Source organism: Pseudomonas sp. UBA1879 (assembly GCF_002338065.1).
GTDB lineage: Bacteria > Pseudomonadota > Gammaproteobacteria > Pseudomonadales > Pseudomonadaceae > Aquipseudomonas.
Genome location: NZ_DDHJ01000004.1, coordinates 171847 through 194908, shown reverse-complemented (window position 1 = coordinate 194908; position 23062 = coordinate 171847). Strand labels below are relative to the sequence as shown.

Sequence of the window (23062 nt, the reverse complement as noted above, 5' to 3'; positions counted from 1 at the left end):
AAAGCACTGGCTCAGACACCTTGATGCATCTGAACTGACGCCTTCGCCAGCAAGCCGGCTCCCATAGGTTCAACCCCACACACGCACAAACAAAAAGCCCCGATCTCTCACGAGTCGGGGCTTTTGCGTTTCGGCGTTATAACTCAACGCTGAGCAGTCGCTTCCGGCTGATCCTGCACCACACGAATCACCCGTTGCGGGAACGGGATGTCGATGTTGGCGGCGCGCAGGCGGTCGCGGATTTCGGCATTGAAGCGGTTCGACACTTCACCGAAGTCCCCGGTTTTGGTCCAGACCCGCAGCGAAACGGTGATCGAGCTGTCGCCCAGCGCTGCAACCACGGCCTGAGGCGCCGGGTCTTGCAGGACGCGCGGGTCATCGGCCATTTCCATCAACACGCCCAACGCTTGCTTGAGGTCGGCGTCGTAGTCGATGCCCACATCGAAGGTGATTTTGCGTGTCGGCTGACGGTTGGTGTTGGTGATGATGCCGTTGGACAAGTTGCCATTGGGCAGGATCACGGTCTTGTTGTCGCCGGTGCGGATGATCGTGTGGAAGATCTGAATGCTGTCCACGGTGCCTGCGACCCCTTGCGCTTCGATCCAGTCACCGATGCGAAACGGACGAAACAGCAGAATCAATACCCCGCCCGCGAAGTTGGCCAGGCTGCCTTGCAGGGCCAGACCGATAGCCAGACCGGCGGCACCGATGGCGGCCACGAACGAGGTGGTTTCGACCCCAATCATCGACGCCACGCTGACGATCAGCAGGATTTTCAGAATGATGTTGCCCAGGCTGCTGATGAAGCCTTGCAACGCCAGGTCCACATGACGCAGCGCGAGCAGTGCGCCGATCTTGGCCGTCAGTTTGTTGATCAGCCACCACCCCACCAGCAACACGACGACGGCCAGCAGCACCCGGCTGCCGTACTGCATGACCATGGGAATCCAGGCTTGGGAAGCCTTCACCAGATGATCCACCTGGCCATTCAAATCCAGATCCATTGATTGCTCCTTGTGGGCGTAAAACGAAACACAGAAACGAGGACACCTTGCAGCGCCATCGTTTCACGTGACCTGCAATCGGACGTGCTCAACCCGTTCAGGTTCCTGCGCTGTCCGAAAATGCAGTGGGAGGGGTCAATCGCGGAAGTTGTTGAACTGCAGCGGCATGCCGAATTCGTGTCCACGCAGGGCTGCGATGGCTTCTTGCAAATCATCACGTTTCTTGCCGGTGACACGCACCTGCTCGCCTTGAATGGCAGCCTGCACCTTGAGCTTGGCTTCCTTGATGTGAGCGACGATCTTCTTCGCCAGCTCCTTGTCGATACCCTCCTTGAGCGTGGCTTCCTGTTTCATCACCTTGCCGGAGGCGTAGGCATCTTTGACTTCCAGGCATTGCACGTCGATCTTGCGCTTGACCAGGGACAGTTTGAGGATCTGGATCATCGCTTCCAGCTGAAACTCGGCCTCGGCGGTCAGGTTGACGGTGAGCTCCTTTTCCTTGAACTCGAAGCTGCCTTTGCCTTTCAGGTCGAAGCGACGATCCAGTTCCTTGATCGCGCCGTCGACGGCATTCGTGACTTCGTGCTTATCCAGTTCGGACACTACGTCGAACGAGGGCATGTGAATTCTCCAATTGATGCGGCGCGGCTCGACATGTCGATGGAGCACGCCTGACTTGACGGTATGAAAGCCCGGTCATTATAACGAGACTTTTCCCACGTTCATGCGCGCTTGCGCTGCCGTTTGGTTTTTACATCTGTGGAAGTGCAGCGTTGAACGAATCAATGGACGTCCCTATGGCCGATACGCGCCAGACACTCTGGCACATCCTCGGCGCGGGCAGCCTCGGCACGCTGTGGGCCACACGGCTGTTTCGTGCAGGACAGCCGGTGCGTTTGATACTGCGGGATGCGGCACGTCTGCAGACCTATCACGCCAAGGGCGGACTGACGTTCAGCGCGCAAGGCTTGCGCCAGCGTTTGCAGATTCCCGCTCAAACCCTGAACGATCCGGAGCCCATCCACCGCCTGCTGGTGGCGTGCAAGGCGTACGACGCAGAGCGCGCCGTGGCCAGCGTCGCCACCCGCCTCGTCCCCGGTGCCGAAGTGTTGCTGTTGCAAAACGGCCTCGGCAGCCAGCAAGCAGTGGCAGAGCGGCTGCCCGATGCACGCTGCATCTTTATTTCCAGCACGGAAGGCGCGTTTCGCGATGACGATTTCAGCGTGGTGTTCGCCGGGCGAGGCTTCAACTGGCTGGGGGACGCGCAAGAAAGCCTGGCGCCCCCATGGCTCGACGCGCTGACCAACGCCGACATTCCCTACGAGTGGACCTCGGACATCCTGCAACGCTTGTGGCGCAAACTGGCGCTGAACTGTGCGATCAACCCCTTGACCGTGCTGCACGACTGCCGCAATGGCGCGTTGCAAGCCCGCGCCGAAGAAGTGAGCGCGCTGTGCGACGAACTGGTGGGCGTGTTGAAAGCCTGCGGCCAGCCCCAAGCGACCGAAGGCTTGCACGACGAAGTGCGTCGTGTGATCGAAGCAACGGCGGCTAATTATTCGTCGATGCATCAGGACGTCGCACAAGGGCGACGCACCGAAATCAGCTATCTGCTGGGGTTTGTGTGTAACGCAGCCATGCAGCACGGCTGCGAGGCGCCTCTGTTAAACACCCTTCGCCAGCGACTGGTACGCCATCTGGCGTCCAGAGGTCTGCCCGGCGACTAAGCGTTCATCTGTTGTTTGCTACGGCGCTGAACAGCGCTAACCTGCCTGTTCCTTATCTGCCGATGACCCTGCCCCATGCCATTGCGCCAGCGCCTCGAAAACCTGCCAGTCGGCCAGAAACTGCTGGCGGCCCTGCTGGTTCTGCTGACCACCGTGTTGCTGGTCGCCAACCTGACCTTCATCAGCGCGGCCTATTACATTTCTCAAGAAGCCATGGCCCCTCAAGCGCTGCAGACCATTGGCCGGCTGATCAGCAACCCTGGCCTGTCCGAGCAGGCGTTGTCTTCGCCTCATAACGCCCAGGCGCTGCTCAGAGAGCTGAAAAACTACGGCCCGTTACGCGCTGCGGCAGTCTACGACAGCAACGGCAACCGGCTGTCCCAAGTGCAACAGGGCGACAAACTGCACCTGCCCGATCACTATCGCAACCTCGAAAGCTGGCGCATCACCGAGTTCCGCAATACGCAGGTCATCCCCATCCCCAAGCAGGGTCAGGCGCCGGGCCATCTGTTGCTGGTGGCGAGCAGCGAGTTGCCGACCGCGTTCTACACTGGCACGTTGACCGCGAGTCTGGGGATTCTGATCTTCAGCATTCTGCTGTGGGCGGGCGTGGCGCGGCAGATTCGTCGCTTCATCACCGAGCCGATCTATCAACTCGAAGACCTCTCTCGGCGAGTCACCCGGGAAGAGAACTACGCGTTGCGCGCCGAGCCCGGCAATCAGGACGAAATCGGTTCGTTGGCTGAAGCCTTCAACACGATGCTGTCGCGTATGGAGGCTCGCGAACAGCAGCTCAAACGCGCCCGCGACGACTCCCAAGAGGCCTACGATCAGGCGCAGGGGCTGGCCGAAGAAACCCGACATACCAACCGCAAGCTGGAGCTCGAAGTCCAGGTTCGCAGCAAAATCGAGAAAAAACTCACCGGCTTTCAGAATTATCTGAACAGCATCATCGACTCCATGCCCTCAGCGCTCATCGCCCTGGACGAACAGCTGTACGTTACGCAGTGGAATCAGGAAGCGGGCGCCCTCTCTGGTACGCCGCTGGACGAAGCCCTCAACCAGCCGATCTTTCTGGCGTTCCCGCCAATGAAGGCGTTTTTGCCGCAGATCAAACAGACCGTCGAACGCCATACCGTGACCAAGATCGAGCGCGTCACTTGGGTCAAAGGCGACCTTACGCGGCATTTTGCGTTGACGTTTTACCCGCTCACCGGGGGTGCCGGGCGCGGCGTGGTGATCCGGATCGACGACATCACCCAGCGTCTGTCGCTGGAAGACATGATGGTGCAGTCCGAGAAAATGCTCTCGGTGGGCGGTCTGGCGGCAGGCATGGCCCATGAAATCAACAACCCACTTGGCGCGATCATGCACAACGTGCAGAACATCCGTCGGCGCCTGTCTCCCGAGCTGCCGAAGAATCTGGAGCAGGCCGAGCAAGAGGGCATCGAGCTGGCGGCGGTGAATCAGTACCTCAGCGCGCGGGAAGTGCCGCAATTGCTGGACGGCATTCAGCAGGCTGGGGCGCGGGCGGCGAAAATCGTCAGCCACATGCTGAGCTTCAGTCGCCGCAGCAATCGGCAGATGGCGCCGTGCGACCTGCCCGCCTTGATCGATCAGGCGGTGGAAATTGCCAGCAACGACTTCGACCTGACCATCGGCTTCGACTTCAAGGGCCAGAACATCCTGCGCCAGTTCGATCCAAACCTCGGCCCCGTGCCGGGCACCGCCAACGAGTTGGAACAGGTGCTGCTCAACTTGCTGAAAAACGCTGCGCAGGCCATTCACCAGCGTGAACACGACACCGAGCCCGGACGCATTGTTCTACGCACCCGCCTGAATCCGCCTTGGGCGGAAATCCAGGTCGAGGACAATGGCGTTGGCATGCCGGAGAGCGTACGCAAGCGCATCTTCGAGCCGTTCTTCACCACCAAGGAAGTCGGCCAAGGCACAGGGCTTGGCCTGTCAGTGTCGTATTTCATCATCACCAACAATCACAAGGGGCAGATGGAGGTGCACTCCACACTCGGCCAGGGCACCTGCTTCACCCTGCGCCTGCCGCTGGTGGGCAATTCGCTGGACGTGCCCGCCCCTCAGATCATTGGTCAGAACGACCGGGAGTAAGACCATGGGATTTCGCTTGTCGAAGATTTACACACGCACCGGCGACCAGGGCGAAACCGGCCTCGGCGATGGCCGACGGGTGCCGAAGGATCACCCGCGCATCGAGGCGATCGGCGAGGTCGATACGCTGAACAGCCAGCTCGGGGTGTTGCTGGCGTGGCTTGACGAAAGTCTGCAAACCACGCCAGCGCTTCAGGGCGTCATTGACGTGTTGGCACCCTGTCAGCATCGGTTGTTCGACCTCGGCGGTGAACTGGCGATGCCGGAATATCAGGCGTTGAACGCAGCGGAAATCGAGCGTCTGGAAGCGGCGATCGATCAATGGAACGAGGAAGTGGGGCCGCTGGAGAATTTCATCCTGCCCGGCGGCTCAGCGCTGATCGCCCAAGCCCACGTATGCCGCAGCCTGGCGCGCAGTGCCGAACGGCGTTGTCAGCATTTGAACGCAGTCGAACCGCTGGCCGGGGTGGGGTTGGCGTATATCAATCGGTTGTCGGATCTGCTGTTCGTCGCGGCGCGGATCATCGCGCGACGTCAGGGGGTGGCGGAGATTTTGTGGCAGCCTGCCAAAAAGCCGGATTGACGCACTCTCGCCGGGATGAACGCGATCCTTTGTGGGAGCCGTCTTGCTGGCGAAAGGGGTATGTCAGTCAACGTTTCTGTCTCTGACCTGACGCCTTCGCCAGCACGCCGGCTCCCGCAGGAGACGGGTCAAGCCGGCATATTAACGCAGGCCAACGATCAGGCTCATTCAAACCCTTTCGGCCAAAACGCCCGGATCCCCGCCACACCCTGCGCGCCGCGTTCCCACGCCTGTTGCCGCTCTGCCGGGCCCACGCCGCCCAGCAGATAAACCGGCTTGCTGAAGCCTTCGATCAAGGCTCGTGCCTGTTCCCACCCCAAGGGCTGAGCGTCGGGGTGGGTTTGCGTGGGCTGAACGGGAGACAGGGTGACGAAATCCACGCCCATCTGCTCGGCCAGCGACAGCTCTTCGGCGTTGTGGCACGACGCCGCCAGCCAGCGCTCTTCCGGGAATGGCCGGCCCTTGCTCGCGTATTTGCGCAGTTGCGCGCTGGTCAGGTGCCAGCCGGCGGCTGGAAAGTCGCCCAGCCATTCCAGCGGGCCTTTGAGCATCAATTGCGCTTTGCCAGCACACAAGCCCACCGCGTCCACGGCCACGTCGCGGTATTTAGGGTCGTAGCCATTCGGCGCGCGCAGTTGAATCAGCTTGATGCCGTCCGCAATTGCTTTCTGCATGCCTTTGAGCAACTGAGGTGTTTCCAATGCATCTGGCGTGATCAGGTATTCGCCCGGCAAGCGAGCGGCCGCCACGATAGGTCGATTGGCCGCCGGGAATTCGTAATGGGCCAATTCCCGGTTGGACACCCACGCCAGCGGCTGGCCTTCGGCGCCATGGGGTTCTCCGGCGAAGGACGAGACTTCCCAGACATCCAGCAGCACCTGCTTGTCCGGGTAGTCGTGCTTGATCTTGATCAATGGCCGCGCCTTGGCGACCACGATGCTCAGCTCTTCTTTCAACTCACGGGACAACGCCGCTTCGACCGTTTCGTCGGGTTCGACCTTGCCTCCTGGAAACTCCCACAAGCCGCCCTGGTGCTGCGTGTCAGCGCGCCGGGCAATGAGAATCTTGCCGTCGGTGCCGCGAATGACCGCGGCGGCTACATGGATGCGTTTCACGTTAAAGCTTCCTCTAAATCATTCGGCTGCCACGCGGCCACATCCTGGCGATGCTCTATTGGCACCTCTGACTCTCCTGTGGGAGCCGGCTTGCTGGCGAATGCGGTCTGTCAGTCAACTCATCCATCACTGGCTCACCGCATTCGCCAGCAAGCCGGCTCCTACAATCACAGCGCCAGACCGAAGTACCGCGTTGCGACGGATCGGCAGCGTTTGTCTACCTGACAATCAGGTGCGGTATTCCGCGTTGATCTTCACGTATTCGTGGGACAGGTCGGTGGTCCAGATCGTTTCGCTGCACTCACCACGGCCCAACTCGATGCGGATGGTGATTTCCTCTTCGGCCATCACCGCCGAGCCTTGCTCTTCGGTGTAGGTGGTGGCGCGGGCGCCCTGGCTGGCGATGCACACGCCGCTCAGGAACACGTCGATCTTGCTTACGTCGAGGTTCGGTACGCCAGCACGGCCCACGGCGGCCAGGATGCGACCCCAGTTCGGGTCAGAGGCGAACAAGGCGGTTTTGATCAGCGGCGAATGGGCGACGGTGTAGCCGACGTCCAGGCACTCCTGATGGGTCCCGCCGCCGTTGACTTCCACAGTCACGAACTTGGTTGCACCTTCGCCGTCACGGACGATGGCCTGCGCCACGTCCATGCAGACCTCGAATACGGCCTTTTTCAGCGCGTCGAACAGCGGACCCTTGGCTTCGGTGACTTCCGGCAGGTTGGCCTGTCCGGTGGCGATCAGCATGCAGCAGTCGTTGGTCGAGGTGTCGCCGTCGATGGTGATGCGGTTGAACGACTTGTTCGCCCCGTCGCGCACCAGATCCTGCAACACGCTCTGGGACACTTTGGCGTCAGTGGCGATGTAGCCGAGCATGGTCGCCATGTTCGGGCGGATCATGCCCGCGCCCTTGCTGATGCCGGTTACGGTGACGGTCACGCCATCGATCTGAAACTGACGGCTGGCGCCTTTTGGCAGGGTGTCGGTGGTCATGATGCCGGTGGCCGCCGCCGCCCAGTTATCCACCGACAGGTCGTCCAGCGCAGCTTGCAATGCGCCTTCGATCTTTTCCACGGGCAGCGGCTCGCCGATCACGCCAGTCGAAAACGGCAGCACGGCGCTGGCATCCACACCCGTGATTTCCGCCAGTTTGGCGGTGGTGCGCTCGGCAGCGCGCAGGCCCGGCTCACCGGTGCCCGCGTTGGCATTACCGGTGTTGGTCAGCAAGTAGCGCACGGCACCGCCCACACGTTGCTTGGACAGGATCACCGGCGCAGCGCAAAACGCGTTCAGGGTGAATACGCCTGCGACGCTGGAGCCTTCGGCGCAGCGCATGACGACCACGTCCTTGCGCCCAGGGCGCTTGATGCCGGCAGAGGCGATGCCGAGTTCGAAACCGGGAACCGGGTGCAATGTCGGCAGAGGACCGAGACCAACAGCCATGAAATGCGCTCCTTGAAAAATGTCATTCCGCCCAGCGTGGCCGGAGACGACTCAATCGATTGAAAAACGCCGCGACGGCTGGGCCGGTCGCGGCGTGGTGTTACGTCAAGGCTACAGCCCGGCCGCTACTTAGTTAATTTGGCCGTGGCAGTGCTTAAATTTCTTGCCCGAACCACACCAGCACAGCTCGTTGCGGCCCAGTTTCTGATCATTGCGAACCGGCGACAGGGCAGCGGCAGCAACCGCCACGTCGTCACCCTCTTCACCCACCAGCGCGACCGGCTGATCCAGCCCTGGCGCTTCGGCGTGCTGGAACTGCATGCGTTGCGCCAGCTCTTCGGCTTCGCGACGCAGGCGCGCCTCTTCCTCGGCCGGGTCTTCGCGGCGCACTTGAACGTGGGACAGCACGCGAATGGTGTCGCGTTTGATCGAATCCAGCAGTTCCTGGAACAGGGTGAAGGACTCGCGCTTGTATTCCTGTTTCGGGTTTTTCTGAGCGTAGCCGCGCAAGTGGATACCGTGGCGCAGGTGGTCCATGGTCGACAGGTGGTCTTTCCACAGATCGTCGAGAACGCGCAGCAGGATCTGCTTCTCGAAGGTGCGCAACGCTTCGGCACTGGCCTGGTCTTCCTTCTCGCTGTAAGCCGAGAGGATGGCTTCCAGCAGTTTCGGACGCAGGTTCTCTTCGTGCAGATTGTCGTCTTCGTCGAGCCACTGCTGAATGGGCAGCTTCACGCCGAAGTCGCTGTTCAACGCCGCTTCCAGACCGGCCACGTCCCACTGCTCTGGCAGCGATTGCGGCGGAATGTGCGCGCTGATGGTGGCGTCGAGCACTTCTTCGCGGAATTCGGCGATGGTGTCACCAATGTTCGCCGCAGCCAGCAGGCTGTTGCGCATGTGGTAGATCACTTTGCGCTGTTCGTTGGAGACGTCGTCGAATTCCAGCAATTGCTTACGAATGTCGAAGTTGCGGCCTTCGACTTTACGTTGTGCCTTCTCGATGGCGTTGGTCACCATGCGGTGTTCGATGGCCTCGCCGGACTGCATGCCCAGCGCTTTCATGAAATTCTTCACCCGGTCAGAGGCGAAGATGCGCATCAGGCTGTCTTCCAGCGACAGGTAGAAACGGCTGGAACCGGTATCGCCCTGACGACCGGCGCGACCGCGCAACTGGTTGTCGATACGACGGGATTCATGACGCTCGGACGCAATCACATGCAGGCCGCCCGCCTGAATCACCTGTTGGTGACGCTTCTGCCAGTCGGCCTTGATCTGCGCGACTTGCTCCGGGGTCGGGTCTTCGAGGCTCGCGACCTCAACTTCCCAGTTCCCGCCCAGCAGGATGTCAGTACCGCGACCGGCCATGTTGGTGGCGATGGTCAGCGCCCCCGGACGACCGGCCTGCGCAATGATTTCCGCTTCTTTTTCGTGGAATTTGGCGTTCAGAACCTTGTGATCGATGCCTTCCTTGCGCAGAAGGTTGGACATGTGTTCCGAGGTTTCGATGGTCGCCGTACCCACCAGTACCGGACGCTGTTCAGCCAGGCACGCCTTGATGTCGGTGATGATCGCCGCGTATTTCTCTTCGGCGGTCAGGTAGACCAAGTCGTTGAAGTCTTTACGCGCCAGCGGTTTGTTCGGCGGGATGACCATCACGGCCAGGGCGTAGATCTGGTGGAATTCGAACGCTTCGGTGTCGGCCGTACCGGTCATGCCGGACAGTTTGTTGTACAGACGGAAGTAGTTCTGGAACGTGGTCGAGGCCAACGTCTGGCTTTCGGCCTGAATGTTCAGGTGCTCTTTCGCTTCGATGGCCTGGTGCAGGCCTTCGGACAGACGACGACCCGGCATGGTCCGGCCAGTGTGTTCGTCGACCAGCAGGATGCCGCCGTCCTGGACGATGTATTCGACGTTGCGATGGAACAGTTTGTGTGCGCGCAGACCGGCGTAAACGTGGGTCAGCAGGCCGAGGTTATGCGCCGAGTAGAGGCTTTCGCCCTCAGCCAGCAGACCAACTTCGGTGAGCATTTCTTCGATGAACTGGTGACCGGACTCGTTCAACTCCACCTGACGGGACTTCTCGTCGATGGTGTAGTGGCCCTGTTTGGTCACCTGGCCTTCCACTTCCTCGATGTGCTGCTCGAGTTTAGGGATCAGCTTGTTGATTTCGGTGTAGAGCTTGGAGCTGTCTTCGGCCTGGCCGGAGATGATCAGCGGGGTACGGGCTTCGTCGATGAGGATCGAGTCCACTTCGTCGATCACGGCGAAATTCAGCTCGCGCTGGAATTTGTCTTCCAGGCTGAATGCCATGTTGTCGCGCAGGTAATCGAAGCCGAATTCGTTGTTGGTGCCGTAGGTGATGTCGGAGTTGTAGGCCGCACGCTTTTCTTCAGGCGGCTGGAACGGGGTGACGACGCCGACGGTCAGGCCGAGGAATTCGTACAGCGGACGCATCCAGTTGGCGTCGCGACGGGCCAGGTAGTCGTTCACGGTCACAACGTGCACGCCCTTGCCGGACAGCGCGTTGAGGTACACGGCAAGGGTCGCTACCAGGGTTTTACCTTCACCGGTCCGCATCTCGGCGATCATGCCTTCATGCAGCGTCATGCCGCCGATCAGCTGAACGTCGAAGTGACGCATCCCCATGATGCGTTTACCGGCCTCGCGGCAGACCGCGAAGGCTTCAGGCAGGAGCTTATCGAGGGTCTCACCTTTGGCGAAGCGGGCCTTGAACTCTTCGGTCTTGGCGCGCAGCTGCTCGTCCGAAAGGGCCACCATTTGCTCTTCGAAGCTGTTGACGACCTGGACCGTCTTGAGCATGCGCTTCACTTCGCGCTCGTTTTTGCTTCCGAAAAGTTTTTTCAACAAAGGTGCAAACATATCGACAGGATCTTCCACACATAGAGATGGAGGGCGGCCCCGTGAGTCGCCCGTGCGGCCCTCATGGCCGCATGCGAACGAGCATTCTACCCGGAAATGGTGGTGAGGAAAGTGGCGTTATTCCACGATGCTGGCACAGCAATGTTACGGGGCAGAAGTACAATAGGGGCATTTCTTCGGACTTCAACCCGTTCCAGGCAGAAGTTTGATTAATGTTTCTTCATGAATCGGCCACCCAGTCGCGGGGCTGTGCCGTCGCGCTCAGGGCCGTTCAGCGCTTTCTGATAACATGCCGACCTCGCATCCACAGGCAACGTCCATGGCATTTCGTCCCTTGCAGGCTCGCGCCCCGGCTGTTCTTTTGCGCGAAGCCAGGCCACTCAAAGCCATCTTCAACCACGCTCAACGCCTGGCGCACCTACAGCGGCTGCTGGAAAGCCAATTGCAACCGGCCGCCCGGGAACATTGCCATGTGGCGTCGTGGCGTGAGGGCAGGTTGCTATTGGTGGTCACGGATGGCCACTGGGCGACGCGCTTGCGGTATCAGCAGAAGCGCCTGGTGCGGCAGTTGGTGTTGTTCAGCGAGTTCGCCAACCTGACGCGCCTGGAAGTACGCGTTCGCCCCGCGACGATTCATCGGGCGGCGACGGGGCCTTGTCGGGATCTTTCGATAGCCGCCGCCGAGACCATCAGCGAGACCGCTGAGGGCATCCGTGATCCGAAATTGAAGGCGGCGCTGGAGCGGCTGGCGGCCCACGGCAAAGCCAGGACGCCCGACGCGTGACAGCCCCGGATAAGCGATAAGGATTCTGCTCCAATACAGAACCCCCATGCCGATACGACGCTGCCTTTAATACACATCCCGCCGATAGCGACCTTGCTCGATCAACGCCTGAACGCCCTGCTCGCCCAGCAACGCGTTCAAGGTACCGTCGACCCCGGTTGCCATGCCTTCCAGGCTGCCGCAGATATAGATCGACGCCCCTTCTGCCAGCCAGCGTTGCAACTCATCGCCCGCTTCGAGCAACCGGTCCTGCACGTAGACTTTCTGGGTCTGATCCCGGGAAAACGCCACGTCCAGCCGCGCAAGGCCCCCCGACGCCAACCAGCCGTTCAGCTCAGCGCCGCAGTGGAAGTCGTGGGCCAGATTGCGCTCGCCGAACAGCAGCCAGTTGCGCGTTTCGCCTTGCGCGATGCGCGCCTTGAGCAAGCTGCGCAGGCCGGCCAACCCGGTGCCGTTGCCGATCAAAATCATTGGCCCAGGGTCTGCAGGCAGATGGAAGCTGCTGTTGCGACGCACCCGCAGGCTGATCGCGCCGCCAAGGGCGGCGTGTTCAGTGAGCCACCCGGAGCCCAGTCCCAAGCTGCCATCGGGGTGTAATTCCTGGCGTACGATCAGTTGCAGTAAGCCGTCGTCGGGAATCGACGCGATGGAATATTCGCGCATGGCCAACGGCACCAACGCATCGACCAATGCTTGCGCGTGCAGACCCACCAAATGACTGCGACTGGTCGGCAACTGACGACGGCTGAGCGCCTGGCCGAGGGTTTCGTTCAAGCCATCGATCACGACGGGGGTTTCGGTCGCGATGCCCAACCCGACGAGAAACTGTTCGACTGCCTGTGGCGCGTTGCGGGGCAAGACTTCGACCAGATCGCCCGCCTCCCAGTGCACCGGGCTTTCAGATGTGAGCCCGAGCAAGAACACTTTCGAGCCGACGCTGCCTTCGTTCAGCCACTGGCGCTGGCTCAACGTCCAGTTTTCATAAGCCGCGGCCTGCCACGGGCTGGCGGGTGTCGTGCCAGTCAGTTCGCCCAGCTGTTGCTGCCAATGCTGCAGGGCAGCGCTGTCGCCAGCGTCCACTTCGACCGGGGCAAATAAGGAATGGCCGCCGCGTTCGGTCAACCAGCCGTGCAGGCGCTGGGCGAAACCACAGAACTGTTGGTACTGACGATCGCCCAGGCCGAGCACCGCATAACTGAGGTTGTCCAGCGCCAGTGGGCGGCCCAGCAACTTGCGTTCGAACCCCCGGGCGCTGTCGGGCGCTTCGCCATCGCCGAAGGTGCTGACCACGAACAGCGCATTCTGGCTCTGGTTCAGGTCCTGCTCGGTGACGTCCGCCAGACGCTCCACGCGCACCGGCAAGCCCGCCGACTGCAATTGCCCCGCGGTCTGCCACGCCAGTTGCTCGGCGAAACCGCTCTGGCTGGCAAAGCCGATCAACCACGCTGGGCCTTGACTGCCCTGAGCGCTCGCAGTCGACACTGCAACTTCACCTCGGGCGTTGCGGATATCGCGCTTCTTGCGACGACGGTCCAGGTACAGCAACCAGCCGGTGACGAAAAACAGCGGCATCATCAGCGCCGCGACAGTAATGACGAGGCGGCCGGTCAACCCCCAATAACTGCCCGTGTGCAACGCGTAATTGCTGACCAGCAGCTGCGCGCCATAGCCCTTGTCGGTGTAGCGCGTGTTGGCCTTGAGCTCGCCGTTCACCGGGTCGAGGGTCATCTGATTCAGCGCGCGGGGGTGCGGTGCTGTCTTGAGCAGGTAGAAGACGGTCGCCATCTGCCCCGGCCCTTGGGGCATGCGCAGGTTATAAGCCTTGAGGTCCGGGCCAGCAGCTTGCTGAATCGTGTTCCAGATGGCGTCGTAATCTTGCGCTTGAGCATCAACCCGCGCCACGTCTTTCGGGCCAGGCCCAGGGCGAGGTCCACCGCCACCCCGACGTTGTTCGCCCGCGATGGGAGGGTCACCGATGAGTGTGTTCAAGCCGTTGCTGACCCAGTCATACGACCAGTTCAGGCCGGTGATTGCCAGCAGCAGGTAGATGATCAGGCACCAAGTGCCGAACACCGAGTGCAGGTCCCAGTTGAAACTGCGTCCCTTTTTCGCCCAGTCCAGCGTCAGCCACACGCGCCAGTTCAACGCCTGACGCGGCCAGCGCAAGTACAGACCTGACAGGCAGAAGAACACCAGAATCAGGGTGCACGCCGCCGTGACTTGCTTGCCGTATTCACCCGCGGCCAAGAAGCGATGCAGGTTGAGGACAAAGGCAAAGAACCCCTGACCTACCGCGTCGTCCTTGAACTCGCCGGTGTAAGGGTCGAAGTTGCGCATCACGCCGCGACGCTCACCCGGCGCCGGCTTGAACCAGACCTGAGCGACGCGATTGCCCTCGGTTTCGATACGAAACATCGAGACCGTGTCATGGCCCTGGGCTTCGACCTTACTGACCATTTCAGCCAGCGACAGGCGATGCTCTGCCGGCTGCACGAATAGCGTGTCGGGATTGAGCGCATCGATGATTTCCTCCTGAAAGGAATACAGCGCCCCGGTGATGCCCATCAGCGCCAACACCAGACCCGCTGTGATCCCGAAGAACCAATGCACTTGAAACAAGACCTTCTTCAACACCCTCACTCACCTCGATAACCCGCAGCGACGCGCATTATGCGCCGAAATGGCATGCATTCTCATCCGTGGCGGATGTTTTGTGTGGTTGCAAGTCCGTCTGTAGGAGTGAGCTTGCTCGCGATGGAAGTCTGAATGACACATAGGACATCACTGACACACCGCCATCGCGAGCAAGCTCACTCCTACAGAACCGCGGATTGCACAGGGCCAGTCCCACACAAAAACCCCACCCGCCAGAGGCAGTTGGGGCTTCGGATTCAGCTTCTCTATTAATAGTGGAAGCTGGCACTCATCAACGCTGTCCGGCCTGCGGCCATGTGCGCGTAGTGGGTAGTGAACACCTGGTCGTAGTAGCGTTTGTCGGTCAGGTTCTGCACGTTCAGCTGTAGATCGACGTTCTTGGTCAGGGCATAGGTCGCCATGGCGTCGTAGCGCCAGTAGGACGGGACCTCGACCGAGTTGGCTTCGTTGCCGAAACGGGAATCGACGAAGGTCGCGCCCGCACCGACGGTCAGCTTTGGAACGAGTTCGTACGTGGACCAGAAGTTGAAGTTGTTACGCGGCGTGCTTGGCATGTGATTGCCTTCGTCTGCCTTGTTGGTGGCCTTGACGATTTCACTCTCCATGTAGGTGTAACCGCCGTACACCTTCCACTTGCTGGTGAGGTTGCCGGCGTAGGTCAGCTCAAGGCCATCCACACGTTGCTCGCCATCGAGCACCTGAAACGTGGCGTTGTCAGGGTCAGTGATCCGGGCATTGGTCTTCTCGGTACGGAACAATGCTGCCGTCAGCGACAGGTTGTCATCGAAGAAGTCCCACTTGGTGCCGATCTCGTAGTTGCGGTTCTTTTCCGGATCGAGATCGGTGTTGTTGGCCGCGAGCTCCAGGCCGCCGTTCCCGCTGGTTTCGCCCGACGGGTTGCTGGAGGTCGACCAGGCCGCGTAAATGCTGCCATTGGGTAATGGCTTGTAGGTCAAACCGACTTGATAGTTCCAGAGCTGGCTGGTGTTCTCGCGTTTGAACGGCCCCGCGACCGAGCCGCGGCCACCGGTGCTGTAGCCGCTGGACTTCACCTCATAGTCGTCATAGCGCAGCCCAAGGTTCAGCGACCATTGATCGTTGAATTTCAAGGTGTCGAACACGTAGGCGGCGCTGGTCTTGGTGTCTGTGTCAGTGAACGCCTGACTGTCGGTGATGGTGCCATTCCACGGGTCTTTCGGGCTCGGGTCGTAGAGACTTGTACAGTCTGCGGACCTGAGCAGCGCCGCATTACACGTGGAACCGATAGTGCCTCCCGTCGCAGACAGCACGTTGTAGGCGCGGTTGTGCGTGTCCTGGTACGAAAACTCGACGCCGGTGACCAGGCTGTGTTCGACCCAACCGGTGTTGAATTTCGCTTGCAGGTCAGTCTGATTGACGAAGCCGCTGGAGGTCGAGTTGCGGCTCTTGGCCGAGCGCGACACAAGACCGTTGGCGACGTTGCCACGGCTGTCGTCCGGGTTGGTGACGATGTAATCGAGTGTCGAGCGGGACATGCGCAAGCTGTTGGACAGGGTCAGATTGTCATTGAGGTCATGCTCGACCCGGAACGTGCCGCTGTCATTGACACTCTTACGGTAATCGCGACCGGTCAGGCCATAGAAGTTGTTCTCGTTGACGTGAGCGGGCTTGTCGACGATGTATTTGCTGCGCCCCGGCGTGCTGGTCAACGGGATGCCGTAGTCAGGCATATCGTCCGTGGACAAATGGTAATAATCGAGTTTGACCCGCGTGTCCGTTCCCAGACCAAAAGCAAAAGATGGCGCAAAGCCCCAGCGGCTGACGTCCACATCGTTACGGCCTGCGACGTTGGCGTCGTGCTTCATCAGGTTCAGGCGCACGGCTGAGGTATCAGTCATCTGCTGGTTGACGTCCAGCGTGTAGCGTTGCGTCTGGTCCGAGCCGAAGGTGTAACCGCCGTTATAGGCATCGCCCAAGTGCGCACCTTTGGTGATCAGGTTCAGGCTGCCACCCGTAGAACCTGCGCCGGTGAACGCGGAGCCTGGGCCCTTGCTGATCTCGACAGATTCGACATTGAAAATCTCGCGGCTTTGCGCCGCCACGTCGCGCATGCCATCAATGAAGACATCGCTTTCAGCGTTGAAGCCGCGAATGATCGGGCGATCGGCGTTCGGGTTGCCGCCTTCGCCAGCGCCGAACGTGATGCCTGGGGTGGTACGCAACGCATCCGCCAGGCTGGTGGCGGCGGTGTCGCGAATCACTTGCTGCGGGATCACCGTGACGCTTTTCGGCGTGTCGCGCAGGGGCGCGGTGTACTTTTTGGACGCCGACTCTTCAGCCTTGTAAGCGGTATCGACCTGCTCGCCGTCGATGGTAGTGGCGCCGAGGTTCAAGGTGTTGTCCGAGGTGGCTTCAGCGGCGTGAACCAGATGACTGGCCGACATCGCCGCGATAGCGACGCCGACTGCGCCTGCAATGGAGCGCTGAGGCTGTACGGATGAAGTGTGTGATTGGCGCGACATGTTCCTTCCCCAAGGCGTGTTAAGGCGCCGGAATATAGTTGGGAATCATTTGTATTCGCATAAAACTTACAATCTTTACATTTTCGCTTCACCAAATTTTCACGCTCACGCGCCTATGCGTACCCAGGGGTTTTACACAGCCAATAAGAATCACTACCATTCGCTACCTTTTTTCGCTTCAGGGCTTACCGCCATGCTTCTACACATTCCCGGCGTTTTCACCCGTGAGGAAGTGCTGCGCATTCGCGAGGCTCTGGAGCAGACCGAATGGGCGGACGGCAAGATCACCGCCGGGCATCAGTCGGCCAAGGCCAAGCACAATCTGCAGTTGCCCGAAGGTCATCCGCTGACGAAGGAAATTGGCGCCGCAATGCTGGAGCGGCTGTGGCAGAACCCGTTATTCATGTCCGCGGCGCTGCCCCATAAGGTGTTTCCGCCCTTGGTGAACTGCTACAGCGGCGGCGGCAGCTTCGACTTTCACATCGACAATGCGGTGCGCCAGGCCAAAGGCAGTATTGAGCGCGTGCGCACCGATCTGTCCTCGACGCTGTTTTTCAGCGACCCCGACGACTACGACGGTGGCGAGCTGGTCATTCAAGACACCTTCGGCACCCGCTCGGTCAAATTGCCCGCAGGCGACATGCTGCTCTACCCCGCCACCAGCCTGCACAAGGTCAATGCGGTCACCCGTGGCGCGCGATTCGCCTCCTTCTTCTGGACCCAAAGCCTGGTGCGCGACGACGGTCATCGCACTTTACTGTTCGAAATGGACGCGGCCATCCAGCAACTGAGCCGCGACGTACCCGATCACCCGTCCTTGATTCAGCTGACCGGTACCTACCACAACCTGCTGCGCCAATGGGTCGAGGTCTGATTCATGACCTGGACACTGCGACGGGAAGATGTTGTCGATGCTCAACAGTTGCGCGACATGCTTCAGGACAATCCCGCGAGCGCGGCGCGAGCAATCCTCATTGCCGCTCAGGCCAACATCGTGGAGGCCCAGGCGTTGCTGGGCCAGATCCTGCTCGACGGCACGGGCATCGAGCAAGACGCGGCCCTGGCCCTGACCTGGTTTCAGATCGCCGCACGCAATGGCCATGCAATGGCTGCCAACATGGCCGGGCGTTGTCACGAACACGGCTGGGGCTGCGAACCCGAGACCAGCAAGGCCGCCGAATACTATCGGCAGGCAGCGCAGGCCGAGCTCGACTGGGGCTTCTACAACTATGGCAACCTGCTGGCAACCGGCCGTGGCGTCAATAAAGACCAGGCCCGCGCGCTGGCCTGCTATCGCAAAGCCGCGCAACTCGGCCACGCCAAATCCATGAACCTGCTGGGCCGCTATCTGGAAGACGGCGTGAGTTGCGACCAGGACGTGCAGGCCGCGCACGACTGGTATCGCCGCTCTGCCGAGGCGGGTGACTTTCGCGGTCAATTCAGCCATGCCTTGGTGCTCGCCGATCATGGCCGTATCGATGACGCCGTCGTTTGGCTGACGAAAGCCCTGCACATCGGCAACCTCAATTTCCTGCGCGTGAGCCGCAGGACCCTGCTGCAAGCGACGCATCCGCAGGTTCGCGCCTTGGCACTGGATTATTACCAGCGCGCTGCAGCACTGGGAAATGCACAAGATGCAGCGGAATACCGTGAACAAGTAAAAGCCTTGTAGCCGACATTTGTAAGTTCACTTTGCCGCATGCAACTCAAAACTATCATCGCCGCCCCTCTTTACCGCCTATTTTGCGGGCGAACGAACATATCTTTCTTATTCACTAGAAACTTCCTACAGCGCCTGACTAATTTTCCACTTTGACGCCTTCAAAAGCACCTCTTACTCTCAGTCTCGTGCAGATAACCCAACTGCTCTGCATCTGAAGTTTTAAATAACTTCAGAAAACAGTACGACATCATTAAAGGACTAATGATATGTCTCAAAATATGGAAAATCTGGTAACCACCGCAGCGAACGATCCTGCAAGACTGTTTGGCTCATCGGTCGCGACCCCAGAAAGTGATGCTCGGGATACCGGGCTGATCCTGACCAAAGAGCAGGTCAAAAACCTCAAGAAGTATGAAATCGCCGGGTTGGCTTTGCCGACCACGATCAAAGATGTCATTGCCTATCTGGGCTATGAAAGGGGCGCAGGCCGCGGCCTGGAAGCGGTTGATTTCCAACAGACGTTCAAACTTATCAACGGCCACGCACGGCTGTGGAATCCGCTGCGCAACGACATGCTGGCTGTCAACACCAAACTGGTGATATTTGCAGGCTCCATGGAGCGCTATGGCATCAGTATGAATGAAGTGTTTGAAGACATCGCAGCCTTGGGCCTGGTCGACAAATACAACATCAAAACCCTCGAAGACCTGCGCAAAGTGGAGCTGCGGCGTGGGGAAAAATTCCCCGACATTGAAGCGGTCGATAAAGCTGATTTGGGTTTTTACCTGAATGAGATTCTCACCAGAGTCAAAGACCAGGAGGCCGAAGCGCTGCGAATCAAAGCGCGTCTGGATGCGTTCGGCCGCCAATTGGCCGAACAGGTAGGCCCTGCCATCAAGCTCAAACTGTCGCTCATCGACAACAACACGCTGGGCAGTGAAATCAAGGCACTGCAGGTCAAAATCGATAACCGCGCGCTGGCCATCGAAGAAAAGAATAAAGAATACAAGGAGCTGGTGAAGCAGGCCATCGGGGCCGTCACGGGCAATCTGGTCATGGTGATTTATTCCAGCGTTCAAGCTGAAAAGATCCGCAAGGAACGCAACAGACTGACCGATGAGCAGGAAAAGGACATTGCGCTGATGGCGCAAAAGAACCGGATTCTCGCTTCGCTGGGGCGCGTTCGAATGGACTTCCAAAACCTCGACCTCATTGTTATCGACGCCGACATCGCCACCCAGAATCTGATCAGCGTCTGGAACTCCCTCAGCTCGTTCATTTCGGCTTCTGCTGCCGAGGTCGATGGCATTCACGATGGACTGTCAATGCGCAGGTTCCGCAATCAATTCAGCCTCGTGGTCACGCCGTGGAAAACCATTGCAGTGGATGCCAAAAAATTAGAACGCGTGTTTGCCGAAGCCGACCGCGAATTCAGAGAAGAATACGGAGTTTAAACATGACGAATATTACTCAATTCCCAACCAGCGTCGATTATCCTGACCTGGACATTCAAGTACTTCAAACGGCACGCGCTCAAGCAAACGATGCCGCGATCGAAGTCAAGCGACTGTTTATCCAGACACAATACTTGCCGTCTCTGCACAAACGAATCGCTGATCAGGATCGCGCGCTACGCACCGGTCATACCAAACTTCGGGAAACGGTGCATTCGCTGGATACACTCTTGAGTATCAATATCGGCACAGTTCGGGAGCTTCAAAAAGAGCTCCAAAGCGCGCCGGCGTCTGACATAGAAGAAATCATCGAAGATATCGTTCATCGCCTGCAAACCATTGTCGGTATCGTGAGCAACAAAGAGGGGGAACTGGGTCAGGTGATTCCCGCCCTGACCAGCCCGATCGATCGCGCCGCCATGCAGAATTACATCAAGCAACTTGAAGCCGATGAACGTCGTTTACCCGCAGAAGTGCAAGGGATCAAAGCACGTCAGGACGCGCTGGAAGAAAAGCGCAAAGCGTTGACGGATGCCATGGCGGTCATTGAAGCAAAAGGCTTCTCGGCGCTGGCCAAAGACACTGCGCTGACTGCTCAGGAACTGGTCAAGCTAGGCATGACTCCGCCTCAGCTGATCGCCGTTGAAGGTGCAATCGATCTGGCGCATCAGATTCTTGAAAAGGCCGAAAACCTGATCAACTACCTGGGTCTGGTTGAGGCTCGCAATACCCTTCGCAAACAGATCGACGATCTGATCGACAGCACTTATGAAAAGACCGACGAGTTGCGTCTGGTCTCGCTGAGAAAAGAGCTCATCGCTGCTTGCCATACCTTCGATGATCACCGAGCGCAGTATATTTCCGAGTTCCAAAAGTTCGTCGAGGCCAAACGTGCTTTCCTGAACACCCATAAAACCGTCCGCGCTGATGATGTCGACGCCATTGGGCAATTCGTTGTCGACGCCCTGTCTCTGGCGAAACATCTGAAAGTCATCGGCTGACGCTCATGTGAATCGCTGAACAGATCCGGTCGGGACCTACACAGGATGGCAGTCCCGGCCTCTTTTCTATCGAGGTAGTGGCTCACATAGCCCTTCTCCTCTACCTACTTCGTCTCATTAAAGGATCAACGACATGACATCATCCTACGGATGGGATGACGCGCCCCTTCGCGATGAAAAACTTGAACGGGCTCAACGTTTACCCGGCACATTGATCTCCGCTGCGGCCGGGACTGCAGAAGAAGCCATTCGCGCTCCAGGACTCATTCTGACAAAAGAGCAACTGATCGATTTGAAGCGTTATGAGAGTCACGGTCTTGCGCTTCCAACCGCACTCAAAGATGTCATCTGGTATCTGGGCTATGAAAAAGGTGCCGGCGCGAACCTTGAGGCCAGGGATTTTCAGGCGAGTTTCCATCGCATTCACCTGCACGCGGCGCAATGGAATCCGCTTCGTACCGATCTGATGAACGTCGGCAGTGAGTTGTGGGTATTCGCCGATCAGATGCAGGTGTATGGAAATGCTGCCCGACAACTGTACGCCGAGATCAGGGCGAAGCCTGCCGAGGCTCAGGTTGCGGAAGAACAGGCGGATTTTCTGCACTACGTTCAACAAGTCGCCGCGCTTGTCCTGCAACGCCGGAGCGCGACGGAAGCACTCAAGAGGCGCCTGGACGCTTTCGCACGCGAGTTGTCGACCACATTGATGCCCGACGTGCAGCTCAAGATACGGAGCATTGACACCAGCCGCTTGCCAGCGGACATCCAGTCACTTAACAACGTCATCAATAAACGCGCCATTGATATCGAAGCCAAGCGGCGCGAATACCAGACGCTGGTCAGAAAGTCAGTCAGCGCAAGTTTCCCCCTGATTGGCATGGGCATTTATTACGGCGTTCAAGCGGACAACGTACGCAAACAGCTCCATGCATTGCGCCAGGAGCAGCAACGGAGCATCCGTCTGCTGGAACAGAAAAACCGCATTCACGCCTCGCTGCAGCGTGTGCGTCATGACCTTCACGACCTGGGGCAGGTCATTTTCGATGCGGACATTGCCACTCAGAACCTGGTGATCGTGTGGAATGACTTGCATCTTTACCTGACCCACTCGGTTCAAGAAGCCGGCAAAATTGACAGTGCACTGGCCCTGCGTCGCTTGATGAACGCATTCAATCTGGTGGCCGAGCCCTGGGGACACATCAAGCGCGACGCCGATACGCTACTTAAAGTGTTCAAAGACGCCGACCGGGAATTCCGCAGGGACTACGGTCATCAATAAACCTTTGTAATGCCATGGAGGGCAACGCATGACTACGCATCTCATCGAATACGACGACGTCGGCTATCTCGGATTCAATATCGGCTATCTGGAAAAACTTCCTCAATACATTGAAGCCTTCAAGATCAAATTGGATCTCGTGCCACAGTCCGAATACGGCAAATACCGAGAGCCCGCGATGGAGTCGGTCGTGGCCACGGCGCGACAGGGCAGCCCGCTTTGGCGCACCAGTGCGACACAGATTCGCTCGATCCATCAGGACATCAAGAAGACACTGACCGAAGTGATCGCTTTGTTGAACAGCAACCCGTTCGACAGCCGGATCAGGCAACTCACGGCCGACCTGTCGCGCCACGAGCAGGCATTCAAACGGCAGCAGGCGGAATGTGATCGCATCAGTGAATGCGCGACGCAGACCATTCCCCGTTTCATGGATTTCATGAACGTGAGGACGTATGAATACGCGAAGCGTAAAGGCTTGATGATCCGAGGAACGTCCAACCACGTTCCGGAGACGTTGAACAGCGCATTGAAAGACGAGAGCAGTCTGGCGTCGGCGCGCAGCAGCCTCGAATGGCATCGGCGCGCGTACAACACCGCGCTACTGTCGGCGGCCAACATGGGGGCTTATTGTTCGCGCCTTGCCGGCCTGTTGAACGCCACCATTCGGGGGATTCAGGCACTCAAGGCCAATCAGCCCCCTCGGCGCATGATGGTGTCGTGTCATGCTGCGGCCAGTTCGGCGCGCGAAGCTCAACGCTTGGTGGATTACACGTTCGCTCATATCTTGCGCTTCAGCTTTTGAGGCAAAAAAAACGGCACTCCGAGGAATGCCGTTTTCTGATG

The 23062-nt window shown here is 59.2% G+C and carries 17 protein-coding genes; 10 read left to right on the top strand and 7 right to left on the bottom strand.

What is annotated here, in order from left to right:
* Positions 1-143: 143 nt before the first annotated feature.
* On the bottom strand, positions 144-998 hold the full coding sequence (locus B3N48_RS04040) for a mechanosensitive ion channel family protein (protein ID WP_296181577.1): 855 nt from the start codon (positions 996-998) through the stop codon (positions 144-146).
* A gap of 141 nt (positions 999-1139) precedes the next feature.
* Positions 1140-1625 carry a YajQ family cyclic di-GMP-binding protein gene (locus B3N48_RS04035; protein WP_296179785.1) on the bottom strand — a complete coding sequence of 162 codons (486 nt, stop codon included), beginning with the start codon at positions 1623-1625 and terminating at the stop codon, positions 1140-1142.
* A 176-nt stretch (positions 1626-1801) separates the two neighbouring features.
* Here B3N48_RS04035 and B3N48_RS04030 point away from each other — a divergent pair, with 176 nt between their 5' ends.
* The 3 genes from B3N48_RS04030 (at position 1802) to B3N48_RS04020 (ending at position 5438) form a co-directional block, all read left to right on the top strand.
* Positions 1802-2731 (top strand): putative 2-dehydropantoate 2-reductase, encoded by a 930-nt coding sequence (locus tag B3N48_RS04030; protein ID WP_296179782.1) that lies wholly within the window; start codon positions 1802-1804, stop codon positions 2729-2731.
* A gap of 75 nt (positions 2732-2806) precedes the next feature.
* Positions 2807-4855, top strand: a complete 2049-nt coding sequence (locus B3N48_RS04025) for a sensor histidine kinase (RefSeq protein WP_296179780.1) — start codon at positions 2807-2809, stop codon at positions 4853-4855.
* A 4-nt stretch (positions 4856-4859) separates the two neighbouring features.
* Positions 4860-5438 (top strand): cob(I)yrinic acid a,c-diamide adenosyltransferase, encoded by a 579-nt coding sequence (locus B3N48_RS04020; RefSeq protein WP_296179777.1) that lies wholly within the window; start codon positions 4860-4862, stop codon positions 5436-5438.
* A 164-nt stretch (positions 5439-5602) separates the two neighbouring features.
* On the opposite strand, the gene B3N48_RS04015 is transcribed toward B3N48_RS04020, so the two are convergent.
* From B3N48_RS04015 to secA, 3 genes are all read right to left on the bottom strand, one after another.
* Positions 5603-6553 carry a Nudix family hydrolase gene (locus tag B3N48_RS04015; protein WP_296179774.1) on the bottom strand — a complete coding sequence of 317 codons (951 nt, stop codon included), beginning with the start codon at positions 6551-6553 and terminating at the stop codon, positions 5603-5605.
* 228 nt (positions 6554-6781) lie between these two features.
* Positions 6782-7999 carry a bifunctional glutamate N-acetyltransferase/amino-acid acetyltransferase ArgJ gene (gene argJ / locus B3N48_RS04010; RefSeq protein WP_296179771.1) on the bottom strand — a complete coding sequence of 406 codons (1218 nt, stop codon included), beginning with the start codon at positions 7997-7999 and terminating at the stop codon, positions 6782-6784.
* 129 nt (positions 8000-8128) lie between these two features.
* Positions 8129-10879: a preprotein translocase subunit SecA gene (secA, locus tag B3N48_RS04005; RefSeq protein ID WP_296179768.1), complete on the bottom strand. Its 2751-nt coding sequence runs from the start codon at positions 10877-10879 to the stop codon at positions 8129-8131.
* Positions 10880-11198: 319 nt separating this feature from the next.
* On the opposite strand from secA, the gene B3N48_RS04000 reads away from it, so the two are divergent.
* Positions 11199-11663 (top strand): DUF721 domain-containing protein, encoded by a 465-nt coding sequence (locus tag B3N48_RS04000; protein ID WP_296179767.1) that lies wholly within the window; start codon positions 11199-11201, stop codon positions 11661-11663.
* Between the two features lie 66 nt (positions 11664-11729).
* Here B3N48_RS04000 and B3N48_RS03995 read toward each other — a convergent pair whose 3' ends face one another.
* Complete coding sequence (locus tag B3N48_RS03995) at positions 11730-14294, bottom strand: sulfite reductase flavoprotein subunit alpha (RefSeq protein ID WP_296181575.1); 2565 nt, start codon at positions 14292-14294, stop codon at positions 11730-11732.
* A gap of 272 nt (positions 14295-14566) precedes the next feature.
* Complete coding sequence (locus tag B3N48_RS03990) at positions 14567-16819, bottom strand: TonB-dependent receptor (RefSeq protein ID WP_296179765.1); 2253 nt, start codon at positions 16817-16819, stop codon at positions 14567-14569.
* A 193-nt stretch (positions 16820-17012) separates the two neighbouring features.
* Between B3N48_RS03990 and B3N48_RS03985 the strand changes: the two genes are divergently transcribed.
* The 6 genes from B3N48_RS03985 (at position 17013) to B3N48_RS03960 (ending at position 23021) form a co-directional block, all read left to right on the top strand.
* A complete protein-coding gene (locus B3N48_RS03985) occupies positions 17013-17693 on the top strand; it encodes a Fe2+-dependent dioxygenase (protein ID WP_296179762.1) in 681 nt (226 codons plus the stop codon).
* Positions 17694-17696: 3 nt separating this feature from the next.
* The gene (locus tag B3N48_RS03980; protein ID WP_296179759.1) at positions 17697-18491 is read left to right on the top strand and encodes a tetratricopeptide repeat protein; all 795 of its coding nucleotides are present in this window, start codon (positions 17697-17699) and stop codon (positions 18489-18491) included.
* A gap of 257 nt (positions 18492-18748) precedes the next feature.
* On the top strand, positions 18749-19936 hold the full coding sequence (locus tag B3N48_RS03975; RefSeq protein WP_296179756.1) for an alpha-xenorhabdolysin family binary toxin subunit A: 1188 nt from the start codon (positions 18749-18751) through the stop codon (positions 19934-19936).
* 2 nt (positions 19937-19938) lie between these two features.
* Positions 19939-20937 carry an alpha-xenorhabdolysin family binary toxin subunit B gene (locus B3N48_RS03970; protein WP_296179754.1) on the top strand — a complete coding sequence of 333 codons (999 nt, stop codon included), beginning with the start codon at positions 19939-19941 and terminating at the stop codon, positions 20935-20937.
* Positions 20938-21070: 133 nt separating this feature from the next.
* Positions 21071-22216: an alpha-xenorhabdolysin family binary toxin subunit A gene (locus B3N48_RS03965; RefSeq protein ID WP_296179751.1), complete on the top strand. Its 1146-nt coding sequence runs from the start codon at positions 21071-21073 to the stop codon at positions 22214-22216.
* A 28-nt stretch (positions 22217-22244) separates the two neighbouring features.
* Positions 22245-23021 carry a hypothetical protein gene (locus B3N48_RS03960; RefSeq protein ID WP_296179749.1) on the top strand — a complete coding sequence of 259 codons (777 nt, stop codon included), beginning with the start codon at positions 22245-22247 and terminating at the stop codon, positions 23019-23021.
* Positions 23022-23062 lie beyond the last annotated feature (41 nt).